The sequence below is a fragment of the Clostridium merdae genome (assembly GCF_900176635.1).
GTDB classification, from domain to species: Bacteria; Bacillota; Clostridia; order Oscillospirales; family Acutalibacteraceae; genus Faecalispora; species Faecalispora merdae.
The window spans coordinates 619,086-633,345 of the sequence record NZ_FXLN01000004.1; the positions used below are offsets into that span (position 1 = coordinate 619,086).

The 14,260-nt window shown below is 44.4% G+C and carries 12 protein-coding genes; 2 read left to right on the forward strand and 10 right to left on the reverse strand.

Annotated elements, in window-relative coordinates; translation table 11 throughout:
* Nucleotides 1-12 precede the first annotated feature (12 nt).
* The 6 genes from yfmH to CAN90_RS08430 all read right to left on the reverse strand — a co-directional run bounded on the left by yfmH (nucleotide 13) and on the right by CAN90_RS08430 (nucleotide 7,646).
* Nucleotides 13-1,287 carry an EF-P 5-aminopentanol modification-associated protein YfmH gene (gene yfmH / locus CAN90_RS08405; RefSeq protein ID WP_085833386.1) on the reverse strand — a complete coding sequence of 425 codons (1,275 nt, stop codon included), beginning with the start codon at nucleotides 1,285-1,287 and terminating at the stop codon, nucleotides 13-15.
* Complete coding sequence (gene yfmF / locus CAN90_RS08410; protein ID WP_085833387.1) at nucleotides 1,284-2,567, reverse strand: EF-P 5-aminopentanol modification-associated protein YfmF; 1,284 nt, start codon at nucleotides 2,565-2,567, stop codon at nucleotides 1,284-1,286. The genes yfmH and yfmF overlap by 4 nt, the downstream gene beginning before the upstream one ends.
* Nucleotides 2,568-3,648: 1,081 nt before the next feature.
* Entirely contained in the window at nucleotides 3,649-4,260 is a 612-nt protein-coding gene (locus CAN90_RS08415; RefSeq protein ID WP_085833388.1) for a metalloprotease, read from the reverse strand.
* Nucleotides 4,260-5,228, reverse strand: a complete 969-nt coding sequence (locus CAN90_RS08420; RefSeq protein WP_085833389.1) for a M23 family metallopeptidase — start codon at nucleotides 5,226-5,228, stop codon at nucleotides 4,260-4,262. Before CAN90_RS08420 ends, CAN90_RS08415 begins: the two co-directional genes overlap by 1 nt.
* Nucleotides 5,229-5,410: 182 nt before the next feature.
* Entirely contained in the window at nucleotides 5,411-6,805 is a 1,395-nt protein-coding gene (gene gltA, locus CAN90_RS08425; protein WP_085833390.1) for an NADPH-dependent glutamate synthase, read from the reverse strand.
* Nucleotides 6,798-7,646 carry a sulfide/dihydroorotate dehydrogenase-like FAD/NAD-binding protein gene (locus tag CAN90_RS08430; RefSeq protein ID WP_085833391.1) on the reverse strand — a complete coding sequence of 283 codons (849 nt, stop codon included), beginning with the start codon at nucleotides 7,644-7,646 and terminating at the stop codon, nucleotides 6,798-6,800. Before CAN90_RS08430 ends, gltA begins: the two co-directional genes overlap by 8 nt.
* 388 nt (nucleotides 7,647-8,034) lie before the next feature.
* On the opposite strand from CAN90_RS08430, the gene CAN90_RS08435 reads away from it, so the two are divergent.
* Entirely contained in the window at nucleotides 8,035-8,556 is a 522-nt protein-coding gene (locus tag CAN90_RS08435) for a nitroreductase family protein (RefSeq protein ID WP_085833392.1), read from the forward strand.
* A gap of 150 nt (nucleotides 8,557-8,706) precedes the next feature.
* Entirely contained in the window at nucleotides 8,707-9,201 is a 495-nt protein-coding gene (locus CAN90_RS08440; protein WP_085833393.1) for a DUF4240 domain-containing protein, read from the forward strand.
* A 102-nt stretch (nucleotides 9,202-9,303) separates the two neighbouring features.
* Here CAN90_RS08440 and spoIVA read toward each other — a convergent pair whose 3' ends face one another.
* The 4 genes from spoIVA to CAN90_RS08460 all read right to left on the reverse strand — a co-directional run bounded on the left by spoIVA (nucleotide 9,304) and on the right by CAN90_RS08460 (nucleotide 14,223).
* Nucleotides 9,304-10,782 (reverse strand): stage IV sporulation protein A, encoded by a 1,479-nt coding sequence (spoIVA, locus tag CAN90_RS08445; protein ID WP_085833394.1) that lies wholly within the window; start codon nucleotides 10,780-10,782, stop codon nucleotides 9,304-9,306.
* Nucleotides 10,783-10,826: 44 nt separating this feature from the next.
* Nucleotides 10,827-12,365 carry a DUF3794 and LysM peptidoglycan-binding domain-containing protein gene (locus CAN90_RS08450; protein ID WP_085833395.1) on the reverse strand — a complete coding sequence of 513 codons (1,539 nt, stop codon included), beginning with the start codon at nucleotides 12,363-12,365 and terminating at the stop codon, nucleotides 10,827-10,829.
* A 197-nt stretch (nucleotides 12,366-12,562) separates the two neighbouring features.
* Entirely contained in the window at nucleotides 12,563-13,564 is a 1,002-nt protein-coding gene (locus CAN90_RS08455; RefSeq protein WP_085833396.1) for an ABC transporter substrate-binding protein, read from the reverse strand.
* Nucleotides 13,561-14,223, reverse strand: coding sequence for an ABC transporter ATP-binding protein (locus CAN90_RS08460; RefSeq protein ID WP_341456299.1), 663 nt, complete (start codon nucleotides 14,221-14,223; stop codon nucleotides 13,561-13,563). Before CAN90_RS08460 ends, CAN90_RS08455 begins: the two co-directional genes overlap by 4 nt.
* Nucleotides 14,224-14,260 lie beyond the last annotated feature (37 nt).

Sequence of the window (14,260 nt, forward strand, 5' to 3'; positions counted from 1 at the left end):
GGTTGCCTCCAATTATTTGATAGGGGTAATCACCGAGAGCGCAGAGTTTTTGGTAAGAAGCTGTTTTTCCAGCATATCTTGAACATCTTGTAGCTCAACGGTGGCCAGCGCATCAATATAAGAGAAAAGTTCGCGCTCGTCAAACGTTAAAGTAATCATAGCGTTTGCAATGGCTTCCGCACTATTGAGCGCAGCAACATTTCTGCCGTACAACGCTTTTCTTGCTCTGGCAAACGCATCTTGCGGGATGCCCTCTTTGCGCAAGCGTTCTACCTCGTTGCAAATTTCTTTGGCAACGGCATCTGGATCCTTTGATTCCCCAGAGAAAATAACGGCGGCATAGCCAGGCCCTTCAAAATACTCACTGCCAAAGGATGCCGTATTAATCAGGTTTGCATCCAACAGGCGGCGATAGAGCGGAGATGCATCCGACGCTAAAAGCTCGAGCAACACTTCCATTTGTGCCAACTCTTTTACATTCCGGTGTCCAGCGGCTTCTTTAAAACCAAATTGGAACAAGGGTAGCGTAACCGAAAGCTTTTGCTCCACACGTTTTTCTACCACACCCGCAGGTTCTTCTTCAAAAATTCGCTCTACTTCAACAGGCTTCGAAGATTTGAGCATTTTATCACATAGCTCCAGCACGCGCTCGGGGTCAATATTGCCCGCAACGCAGAGAGCCATATTATTTAGGTTATAAAAGGTGTTATAGCAGCGGTAGAGATAATCCGGGGTAATTTCAGCGATGCTTTCTACGGTTCCGGCAATATCAATTTTCACCGGATGGTGATGATACAGCGCCTTGAGCAGGTTAAACATGACCCTCCACTGCGGGTCATCGTCATACATCCGAATTTCCTGCCCAATAATACCTTGCTCTTTTTGAACGGTTTGCTCCGTAAAATACGGGGACTGCACAAAATCAAGCAAAATTTCAAGGGATTCATATACATTCTCTGTGCTAGAGAACAAGTAGCAGGTTTTATCAAAAGAGGTATACGCATTCGCAGAAGCACCCGTTTTTGCAAACCGGGTAAAAGCGTCTCCGTCTTCACTTTCAAAAAGCTTATGCTCTAAAAAGTGTGCGATTCCTTCCGGAACCGTGCAAACTTCTTTTTCGTCTGAGCGGCGGAAGCTGGTATCTACCGAACCATAGCGTGTGCCAAAAATAGCATAGGTGGAGTTGCTCCCCTCTTTGGGATATACAAAAATGCGCAGGCCACTCGGGTGCTTTACGCTGTAATAGCTGTCGTGTACACGCTCATTTGTAATTTTGTCCATTTTCATTCTTCCGTCTCCCCCTTTCCTACCATACGGTAGACCGTATCTAAAACCACACGATTTGCGGCCTGAACTACCTGTTCCATTGTAACGGAGTTAATTTCTTCCGCTGCTTCATCGGGAGATTGAATTTTTTCGCAGAAAGCCTGAGACACATACCAGTTTTCAAGTCCACCAAGGTAATCGCCTACCGTACGGTAGCCATTGCTGATACTGAGCTTTGCAGCAAGCAGCTCTTCATCCGTAACCTTACCGGTACGAATTTCATCAAGCTGAGCCAGTATCTCTGTTTTGGCACGGTCAATGTTTTCGGTTTCTACGCCACTTTCCACCATGAGAATACCCTTATTCCAGTCGTAGCGTGCAGCGCAGTAGTAGCAAAGGCTAAGCTTTTCACGAACGTTTAAGAAAAGCTTAGAACTAGGCGAGCCGCCAAACACCGCGGTCATCAGCTTTGTGGATGCCACTGCGTCTTGCGGAACAGCGGCGCCTGCACGAAAGCCCATAACCAGCTTCGACTGAGCAACGTCCATGGTATCGGTAAATTCACGTGGCTTCGTTACCTCTTTGATTACTTCCGTTTTCAGTTCGCCAACAGGCTCACGGTCTAACTTTTGAAACGCTTGTAAGAAGCTTTCATAAATCGGTACAGGATCACAATCACCAAGAGCCATTATCTCAATGCGAGCTGTGTGCAACACATGGTTCCAAACCTCGGTCATTTCTTCACGCTGCAATGCCGTTACATCTTCACGGCTGCCATAGCGGCTAACACCAAACGCTTCACGGTCACACATCAGCTGTTCGCAGCGCAAACGAGAGTAAACACGTTTGTCGTTAAAATCAGATTCAATCATTTCGATTGTTTGTCTTTTTTCCTGCTCAAAGCCATCCTCTGGGAAGAGCCCGTCCACGAATGGCGGGTCAAACAAGATGCTGCACAGAAGGTGTGAAAGCTCGGCAGAAATATTCTCGTCATCCAACGCGTAGCGGTCTGCCAGACCAGCTATTGCAATGGAAAGCAGTTGAGCTTCTCCCAGTTTACGTACATCAGCATGAATCGCTGCGCCATATAATTCTGCAAGGCGCTCATTGAGGCGAGTAAAATCGGGGTATTCGCGGCTAGCACGGCTCAATAAAAAAGGAAGCAGTGCATTTGCAGCCACCGTTTCTTTCTCCAAAGGCAGCATAAAATTCACCGCAATACGCAGAGTCTTAAATCTGGTATCCCGAATACTTCGGAATTGTATCCCCTCTGATATAGGATACTGCTCTATTTTTATCATGTGACTCATCTCCCTATTCGGCAAACAACAAGCCATAAAAGATTACCCTCACTTGTTATTTACCGCCATTTTTTCTTTATTATTCCCGAAATTTAATCATTTACGTAAAGACACAAAATGAATCGTATTAATTGGATATCTTTTGTAAAAGTATGCTTTTAAGGATAGACCTGTATTGTAAATATGAATGGTAAACGTAAATTGTATAAATACTTGCCATTCTTTCCTCTATTATAGCATAAAATCCCAATGGTAAGTTAATAAAAATACAAGTTTGATTGAATGATTCGTTACTCAAAACGGAATGGAATAGCATATAAACATGGCTGTACGAGAAGATCTAATGATTCTTTTCCAAAGCCACGCTATCGTTTACGCCGTGAGGTTATTATATCATCAATAACAAGGAAAATTTACGATAACCCTGCCCTGTTTGTACAATCGCATAGCTGATGATTCAATGCCCTCTTAGGCGTCAAAAGCTCCGCTTTTGCTTACGCCGTGAGGTTATTATATCATCAACAACCAGGCAAGTTTACGATAACTCTGCCCTGTTTGCGCAATCGCATAGCTGATGATTCAATGCCCTCTTAGTCGCCGAAAGCCACGCTTTCGCTTACGCCGTGAGGTTATTATATCATCAATAACCAGGCAAGTTTACGATAACCCTGCCCTGTTTGTACAATCGCATAGCTGATGATTCAATGCCCTCTTAGGCGTCAAAAGCTCCGCTTTTGCTTACGCCGTGAGGTTATTATATCATCAACAACCAGGCAAGTTTACGATAACTCTGCCCTGTTTGCGCAATCGCATAGCTGATGATTCAATGCCCTCTTAGTCGCCGAAAGCCACGCTTTCGCTTACGCCGTGAGGTTATTATATCATCAATAACCAGGCAAGTTTACGATAACTCTGCCCTGTTTGTACAATCGCATTGCTGATGATTCAATGCTCTCTCAGGCGTCAAAAGCTCCGCTTTTGCTTACGCCGTGAGGTTATTATATCACAATGCCCGCTTAGATAAAAGCAACAATATTCTAAATATTTTGTGAATCAATGCAAGATAGCGCTCAAAAGCAGATTAAAAATACCTGCCTTTTTTAAGTAAGAGCATGAGCATAAGGTAGCCACTTACAACAAGCAACGAAAAGTTATATCGAGATTGGAGCAACACAAAAAAGCCTGCAATTGATATAGGAAGAATAATAAAAAAAGAAACGATCTCCACTATTTTTTCGCAGGTCTCCGCCGGGTATTTTTTACATAGCAAGGCATACAGTGCTTGCCCACCATCCAAGGGTCCAACCGGTAATCCATTTAAAAGCGCAAGCATTAGGTTTGCCACTCCCAAATTAGCAAGGTACAACGAATGAGTGAAAATATACGCCAGCCAGCAAAGCGCAAAAAAGAGCAGGTTTGCCAAAGGACCAGCCACGGCGATCCAGGCATCCTGACGGTAAGTGCGGCAGCTGCCGACTTTCTGGCAAATCTCGAGCCCAAACAGGTTCATAGACAGGCGCTCCGGAGGAGTGCCTACCCAATACATCATCATCAGGTGTCCACTTTCGTGAAGAATTACCGCAATTAGCCCTATTCCGGCCATTCCGCTTCGGTCTAGCAACAGCCCCAGTGTGATAAAAGCCATAAACCAAAACTGCACCGTAACCTGACAGCCCCACACGCGGAACCGCATTAGACCGTCCTGTTTTTCAGCAGCGGCTGCGGGTCGTAGCAGACGCCGGAAAGGATAAGCTCAAAGTGTACATGTGGGCCGGTAGAGTCACCTGTACTGCCAACCAGGGCTATCGGCTGGGAGTAGGAAACCAAGTCCCCTTTTTTGACCAATAATTTTTCGCAATGGGCGTAGCGTGTTTCTATATTAGAGCCATGGTTAATTACCACGTATTTTCCATAAGATGAATTTTCACCGCTAAACTCTACCTTCCCCGGCATGGCGGGCACGATTTTACTGCCGGCATCTGCTGCTAGGTCAAGCCCTAGATGTGTGCCGCCGTCTCTGGGGCCAAAGCCTGAGGTAATTACCCCGTTTTTTACCGGCGTATCTAAGAACACAGAAACAAACACCGGTGTTTTTGAAGAAACACTGGTGGTATAAGCAACCCCTGATACAGCAGAGGAGATGTCTGGCATAGAGGATGACGGCTGCGAAGAGGATGGCGCAGAAGCAGGCGGTGTGGATTGATTTGGAGTTTGAGCAGATGAAACCGTTCCTTTACCATTTTCAGCAGGTGAAGCTGAAAAAAACTGTACCCATGTACGTGTAAACTGATTAAATGACTCCTGTGCTATGATGGAATCGCTCGAATAACTGATATACCAAGCGCGTATGGTTTGGTACGCGTTCCCTCCTGTTACTTTCAGCAGCATAGCCGTAACCAAAACCGTAATGCAAACCAACATCTGAATAAAAATGAGCATTTTCTTCGGCCTTTTTTTGGGTTTTGGCAGGTAGTCCTCTTCGTCATCTTCATAACCTTGCGGTTTTATGTAGTGGTAGTCATAATTATACTCATAGCCATCCGCGTCTACTTTATCCATAGCGCTATATTGGCTGTCTGAATTTTCAGAATCACTGTAAATATCATTTGCTCGGCTATAATCCTCTTCCATATAATCTTTTCTGTGATACTTGCCCATCATTTTTGTATCCCTCCCGTCAACTCTATTTATATGACAGCAAGTACCAAAAGAGAACGTCAAATCCCCTTCATCTAAAAATGGATGCAAGTACCAAGTAAACTTAATACAAAAGAATTTTTTTGACTAATATCTCGTCTATAAAAAGAACCGCCGTTCTATCTGAACAGCGGTTCTTTGAAAAATTATTGATTCTTAGACTGAATGTATTCGTGAATTGATTTAGCGGCGTGCTTTCCTTCGCCCATTGCCATAATAACCGTTGCGGCACCTGTTACGGCGTCTCCACCTGCGAAGACTCCCTCACGCGTAGTCTGCAAGGTTTCTTCATTTACAACTAAGCATCCGTGGCGGTTTGCTTCCAGACCTTCCGTTGTTTGTCGGAGGAGCGGGTTCGGTGAATTGCCAATTGCCATAATAACACAATCAACCGGAATACGGAAGTTTGAATCCTCCACCTCTACCGGTTTACGTCTGCCGCTGGCGTCCGGCTCACCAAGCTCCATTTTTATGCACTCAATTTCGGTTACTCTGCCGTTTTCATCACCGTGGATGGCAACGGGATTGGTAAGTAGACGAAAATCAATTTCTTCTTCCTTTGCGTGGTGAATTTCTTCCACACGCGCGGGCATCTGCTCTTCCGCACGGCGGTAGATAATGTAAACATTCTCCGCACCAAGGCGTTTTGCACTGCGGGCAGCATCCATTGCGACGTTACCACCACCGCAGACTGCCACATTCTTCGGTCGAATAATGGGAGTGTCGTAGCCTTCTTTATATGCTTTCATCAAGTTAATTCTCGTTAAAAACTCATTGGCAGAATACACCCCAACAAGGCCTTCTCCGGGAATCTTCATAAAGCTTGGCAAACCAGCACCAGAACCGATGAATACAGCCTCAAAACCCATTTCAAAAAGCTCGTCCACAGAAAGAACCTTGCCGATTACCATATCTGTCTCAATGGTAACCCCGTTGGTCTTAAGCAAGTCAATTTCTTTCTGCACAATTTCTTTGGGGAGACGGAACTGGGGAATGCCGTACATAAGCACGCCACCAGCCGTGTGCAGGGCTTCAAAAATAGTGACGGAATAACCAAGCGCGTTTAGGTCACCCGCGCAGGTTAAGCCAGCGGGGCCTGCTCCAATTACCGCAACCTTATGTCCATTACGGGTCGTTTCTACCGGTTTTCTCTCACGGTTACTCATGTACCAATCAGCTACATAGCGCTCTAAGCGGCCAATTCCGACCGGCTCATTCTTAATACCACGCACACACCTTGCCTCACACTGTGATTCTTGCGGGCAAACACGGCCGCAAACCGCCGGCAGTGAGCTTGTGGAAGTAATTACGTGGTAAGCCTCTTCAATATCTCCCTCTGTAATACAGCGAATAAACTCAGGGATTCGAATATTTACAGGACACCCATTCACACAGGGCTTGTGCTTACACTGCAGGCAGCGCTGTGCTTCTTCCAACGCCATTTCGTCTGTATAGCCTAAAGTAACTTCTTCAAAATTCTGGTTGCGCACCAGAGGATCTTGCTCTGGCATTGCTGTTTTATTGGGTTTCATATTAGCCATTCTTTGCGCCCTCCATTAGATGACAGTTGTATTCACGTGTTGCTCTTTCTTCATCCTCACGGTACGTTCTGGTACGAAGAATTGCTTCATCAAAATCGACAAGATGTCCATCAAAATCGGGGCCGTCAACACAGGCAAACTTAGTTTCTCCGCCAACTGTAACACGGCAGCCGCCACACATACCGGTACCATCAATCATAATGGGATTCATACTAATAATGGTCTTAATCCCATAGGGCTTTGTAAGGTTACAGACTGCGCGCATCATCGGCAAGGGACCAATTGCAACCACCAAATCGTACTCTGCTCCTGCTTCAATTTGAGCCTTTAACGCATCGGTTACAAAGCCTTTATTGCCATTGGAGCCATCGTCTGTCATCAGGAACAGGTTTTGGCTGACTGCACTCATCTCGTCTTCTAAAATAATAATATCTTTATTGCGGAAACCAGCAATCATATCTACATGCGCACCCATCTCATGCAAAGCTTTTGCCTGCGGGTAAGCAATGGCACAGCCTGCACCGCCGCCAATAACTGCCGCTTTTTTATAGCCCTCCAAATGAGAGGCAGTGCCGAGAGGCCCGATAAAATCGAGAATGCCCTCTCCCTCTTCTAGCTGGTCGAGCAGCAGAGTGGTTTTCCCTACCTTCTGGTAAATGATTGTTACGGAGCCTTTCTCACGGTCATAATCGGCAATGGTTAACGGGATTCTTTCACCGAACTCATTCACACGCAGGATAATGAATTGCCCTGCCTTTGCCTTTTTCGCAATAAAAGGAGCCTCAACCTCCATTAACGTCATGGTATCATTGAGTCTTCGCTTTTTTATAATTGGGAACATTCTGCCACTTCCTTTATCAATTATTAACCCATGCAACCTAAGCGGAATGCGGTTATACCAAGTTGCACAAGACGTTTTTTACAACTCTATTATATCCTCCTTGCACTTTAAATGCAAGAAAAGTCATATGGCAGAAGCACCAAAAAGATACTGGATTCTTGTTTTTTCCCAACATCTGGTTACGGAACTTATACTCTTACTTTCTAACGATTCTCCTGAAATATGTTAGGCAAAATTAACTTTTGAATAGAAAACCAGTCCTACTCATGCTATAATAGCACTACAAGAGCATGGCTTAAGGGTTATTATTGAATCTTTCATAATAATCTGAATAATCTGATGTAAGTTTTTACTAGAATTAAGGATGACTAAAAATGGAGGCTGTATGATGAGTTTTATAGAGCTAGCAAAAGATCGGTATTCCGTTCGTAAATTCAGCGATAAGCCTGTGGAGCAAGAAAAGCTGAATTTGATTTTAGAAGCAGGGCAAATTGCCCCCACCGCCCACAATAATCAACCGCAAAGAATTTTGGTGCTAAACACCCCAGAAGAAATGGAAAAGCTGGCAAAGTGCTGCCCGTTCCGCTTTCAGCAAACGTTAGCGCTTCTAGTATGCTACGATAGAGAAGCAAGCTGGAAACGCGCCGATTTTGACAATGCCGACAGCGGTGATATTGATATGGGGATTGTAGGCACGCACATGATACTGCAAGCACACGAGCTGGGAATCGGCTCTACTTGGGTGATGCACTTTGATGCAGAGATTGCTCGCAAGGAGTTTCAAATTCCGCAGGCATTTGTTCCAGCAGCTATTTTAATGATGGGTTATCCCCGTGAGGACTCAAAGCCTAGTAGACTTCATAACGACCGTTTTGAGATTACAAAAACGGTATTTTACCACAATTATTGATTTTGTCTCCTGTTAAAAAGCTTCACGGAAGAGAGTGGGAAATTCACCTTTTATTATATAGGGAAAACCACTCTCTTTTTCTCTTTTAATACTAAAAAGGATAGAACCTCTTATGTTTGCTAGGCAAAGAACGGAAAAGGAGAGTACATAATGGAAAGGAATCTTCCTCCTGCCATACAAAAAATATGTAATGAACATAAAATGTTTGATTACGATTTTTTTGCTATGCTCAACGCTTTGGATTGGTCAAAAAAAGGAAATGATGAGCTTGTAGTGGAACCATTAATAGATTATTTGGCACAGTGGCCAGATGAGGTTATTTTCACTTTTGAAAATAAGATGTCAGAGCTGCTCTATGCAATCGATAACCCCATCATCGCCAAAGAATTGTATCAATCCGATCGTTTCTCACCCGATGATTTTCTTTATTCCCGATGCACTGCGTTAATCAAAGGCAAAGCGCATTATAATGCAATTTTAATGCAGAAAAAGAAGCTTCGTAAAAATATGGAGTTTGAGGCACTGTTATATGTTCCTGCAAAGGCATGGGCAAAAAAGCACCAACAAGACCCGAGTCAATATCCCCATTCCCCACAGCCAAGCTATGAAACCGGAAGCAATCAAGAGCTTTGGGTTACTATATGAAATAAAAATTCCCAAGCACTTTTTAAAGTGCTTGGGAATTTTGGAATAGTATACTCTCACCGGTTTCACTAATTGCTATGGATTTTTCATTTAGAGATTTTCTTACAAAATGATGCAAATTAGGCCGTTGCAGCCGTCGTTAATAATACGCTCGATTGTTTCTTTCATCTTATCGCGAGCGTCTCCCGGCATGCGGTACAATTTATTGTGCATCCCCTCATTTACCAGTTCGTGCAGTGATTTACCAAAGATATTCGATTCCCAAATTTTTTGCGGGTTTTCTTCGAATTCTTTCATCATCGACATAACCAGCTCTTCCGATTGCTGCTCGGAACCAACAATGGGAGTCAGCTCGGTTGTAATTCGCGTGCGAATAAGGTGAACCGACGGAGCGGCCGCCTTGAGGCGCACACCGTATTTGCCTCCCTGCTTGATGATTTCAGGCTCTTCGAGACTCATCTCATCAATTGTCGGCATCATAATTCCATAGCCGGTATCCAAAACATCTTGGTAAGCATCGCGAATTTTATCGTACTCCATCTTAACTTTTGCAAGCTCCAGAACAGAAGAGAGTAATTCTCCCTCATTGTGCAGCTCCAGCCCTGTCTGCTCTCCTAGAATACGGTAGAAAAGGTCTGTTTTTAGCTGAACACCTACTCTGGCACAGCCGGTACCCAAATCCACTGAAAGTGTTTGAGCCGAGCTTACATTTTCGCACTTCGACATATCTTCCACCAAACCGCCAACCTCGCGGATACGCGAGATTTTCATAGCAGACTGCTGAATGATTTGGAAGATGGAGGAACGCAGCCAGTGCTTTTTGTCGAGAGTAGAAAGCCAATGCGGCATTTCCACTTTTATTTCCTTTACAGGGAACTCGAACAAAATCTTTGCTAATATTTCGCGGATTTGGTTCTCTTCTAGCTCCAGGCAGTTTACCGGCTGAACCGGAACCTTATAGCGCTTTTGCATGTCTTCTGCCAACGCAAGTGTTTGCGGTGCATTGGGAGTGGTGCTGTTTAAAAGCATGATAAAGGGTTTCTTAATTTCTTTAAGCTCTGAAACAACACGCTCTTCCGCTTCTTCGTATTCTTCTCTTGGTATTTCGCTGATGCTGCCATCCGTTGTAATGAGCAAACCGATGGTAGAATGCTCAGTGATTACCTTTTGTGTGCCGATTTCCGCAGCCATATTAAAGGGAATGGGTTCGTCGTACCAAGGGGTACGAATCATACGCGGTAAATCGTTTTCAATATACCCCAAGGCACTGGGCACAATATAGCCCACGCAGTCGATCATACGCACACGGAAGGTAGCACTGTCGTCAATATGTACGGTTACTGCCTGCTCCGGAATAAACTTGGGTTCCGTAGTCATAATGGTGCGGCCCGCGGCGGATTGAGGCATTTCGTCTATCGCGCGGTCACGCCGGCTGTTTTCGTCCATATTGGGAATAACGACGGTATCCATAAATTTCTTAATAAAGGTAGATTTACCCGTGCGAACCGGGCCGACCACACCAATATAAATATCACCGTTGGTGCGTTCCGAAATATCTTGATAAATGTTGCGCTCTTCCATTTTACCTCCCCCTCAGGCAGAGAATTTTATTTTTTTAGGATTGCTCACATAGGAATTAAAAGCATCCCCCTATTCTCAGCAAAATCTTCCTCCAGCTCATTCTCTTTTTTAATTGCAGAGACCGATGTGCAGTAGCGCCGTGCAATATCCCACAGGTTTTCTCCCGCATCTGCAAAGTAAATCGTGAGTGCGGCAGAATCATCTTTTTGGCGCAGTTTATTTTCATCTGCATTTGCACCTGCAATCATTTTATGGCTGTTAGACTGGAACACCGCGGCATTTAACATGAGTTCTGTTTTCACTTCAACACCAGTACCGCCGGTGATTCGGAAGCTAATGTTACTGATTTCTACCCGGGGAGCGCAGAATACACCTGCATCTTTTTTGCGCCACTCATGGCCACCCGTAAAGTCGATAACCCTTTCAAAGTAGAAAGGCTTCTCCTGCGCGTTTAGTGCTAGAATACATAGATTCAGCTTGCCAGTAAAACGAATTTGGTTCTCTTCTTCTTCTGCAGAAACACTGCTTATTTCATTCCAAACATCGATTACCTTTGAGATTCCGCCCTCGCCAATGTCGAAACTGTTCTTTTGAGTTACATTATCACTAATCATCTCAACGAGACGGAAAACCGGTTTTGATTGTGTTTGTGTTTCCAGTTCATATTTTGTTGAGTAGGCGTCGGTTACAATGGAAACTTCGGTGTCCTCATATGCCATTAGGTTAGCGGCAAGTCGTACCTCTGCTTCAAATAGCGTATTTTCACCAGAAGAGTCGCTCTTAATTTGCAAATCTGTACTCAGCACATTAACGCTTACATCGCACAGGTTGCCTTCCTCCAGGCCGTCGCCATCCACCATTTGGCTATATGGAATCACATATTCCATTGCTTCCGGAAGCATATCGTCTGATTCGGGAGCATACAAAAGCTTAACACTTACCTCTCCCTTTACAATCAGCTTGCCAGACACTACTTTGTAGTCTGAAATATTCGCGGTGGCACCGGAACGTATAATGGCATTGGCCGGCGGCTTGCTGTCGCTGATTTCTAGCACTTCCGCAACAGAAAACTGCTGCTGAGCGATGGAGGTTACTTGGCTGGCGGGAATTTGCTCTTGCTTTTGCTGAATATCTTCGCCTTGAATATTGCTTACAAATTCATTGTTGACTTTTTCAGCAACCTTAGCACAAATGGAGAATGCGCCGTGAATATCCAAACGGCGTGGGCTGGTTGCCCTGCAGTTAATGTATTCTACCCGAGAGCTGGTGAATATAACTGCATTATCGGCCTGCTTTTTGAGCGGAATGGATGCAGAAAATGGTTTTACATTTTCGCAGCACCGAATACAGCCGCCGCCGGAATCCAGATATATTACCTTTATCGCTGCAGAGCCTTCAATCTCCAAGTGGTCCCCAACAATACTTCGGTTGGTTATGCGGGGGCATACCTGGCATTTCAGGATGCGTTGAATATCCGGGCAATAATCAGGAAGGCTGAAATCCAGGTCGATCGGCTGTTCCTGGCAACCGTCAAATATGATCTCACTTGCGCAGATGGACTGCCGGTTGAGTGTATACTCCATAGAGTTTCTCTCCTTTTCCTGTTTCTACATAATTTCTATTCGCATCCTGTCCCGGATATGCTTAAACATAAAGAAAAAGAAAACGGTTATGTCTTTTATACATATGTTTTTTGTGGCAAAAAGAATACCCCTTTTTCGCAAACAGCAAAAAAGGGGATATTTCATAAAATACAATTCAAAATTGAGTAAAAAAGGCTTTATTTTACTTCTAAAATTAATTGATCAATATCAACATTGTTTTCAATCATCTTATTGTCTTTCATGAATTTCTCAGTCTTTTTCATGGAAGCAATGTCAGCATCGGTAATCTCTGTTTTAAAATCATACATGGGGTACATTTCTTTCACTGCATCCATGCTTAGTTCTGTTTCTTTGGCGGTTATCTTCAGAACATCTTCTGTGTTTTCTTTCATGTAAGACTGAATTTGTTCCTCTGCCTGCAAGAAACGCTTTACTAAGAGCGGGTTTTTATCGTAGAAAGATTGGCTGGTAGCTACAACAATCGTTGCATCTACAAGACCCTTGCCCGTTGTTACAATTTTAAAGCCATCCTTCGCTACATTGTATGCGGTGGGGCCTGCCAGCAAAGCGCAGTCAACGGTACCGCCCGCCAAAGCAGCCTGTGCATCCGGAATACCCATAGAGACAAACTCTACATCCTTTTCTGTAAGACCTGCGGTGGCAAGGTAAGCAACCATCAGCTCATGCAGAATGGTACCTTTGGGGCCTGCAATTTTCTTGCCCTTTAAATCTGCGGCAGTGTTGATTTTGCTGTCCTTCCCTGCAAACATACGGAACGCTTCCGGGGAACGGCTGTAAGTATTCAAGATTTTAATATCTGCTCCATTGGAAGCCGACAAAATAACCGATGTTGCACCAACCGCATATAGGAACTGAATGTCACCAGAGGCCAAAGCCTGCGTTTGCTCCGGACCGGAGGTTAAATTGGAATATTCGACAGGCAGATTGTATTCTTCAAACGCCTTTGCAAAAATTCCTTTCTCTTTTTCTACTATAGAGGGAACGTTAAGTGGAGATTTCACATAAGTAACCCCGATTTTATTTACAGTAAACTCCGGAGAAGATGTTGATGTAACTTGAGAGGTTTCTGTTTTACCAAAGGTTGTAGCGACCCCACAGCCTGACAGAGAGGCTGCCGCAATTGTTGCCGCCATTAAGATAGATAGAATTCGTTTCATTGCATTTGCTCCTTTTTTGTTTGGATTGCCTCGAGAATTTCTTTTTTCTTTACAATACTGTTTTGAGAAAGAAGATCTCTCGGATAAGTATATTGGGACAAATCAAATTCTTGCGCTACTCCACTCGGGTTCAGCACCAAAATCTTTTGTCCAATTAAAAGAGCTTCGTCTACACTGTGTGTGACAAATAGGATGCTCTTTTTTTGCTTTAAAAATATATTTATTAACTCCTTTTGCATCGATTCTCTTGTGAAGTGATCTAGAGCGGCAAAAGGCTCATCCATCAAAATAAGCTCTGGGTCATAGGCGAGCGCACGGGCAAGGGCTGCCCTTTGCTGCATTCCTCCCGAAAGCTGTGACGGGTAGGCACTTTCGAAGCCATTTAGGCCTGTTAATTCTATAAGACGCTCCACGTCCGCTATATTAAGTCGCCCTTTTGGCACGCCGAAGGTGATGTTTTTCCATACCGTGAGCCATGGCATTAGCCTGGGCTCCTGAAAAACCATCCCTATTTTTTCTTTTGCAGGGGTTATCACTTCTCCGCTGGTGCATTCTTCAAACCCAGCCAAAATTCGGAGTAGTGTTGTTTTTCCGCATCCACTCTTGCCCAATATAATGGTAATACTTTGTTCGGGGAACTCAATCGACAAATTTTGCAAGACGGCAACTTCTTTACCAGCTACATGAAAGCTTTTA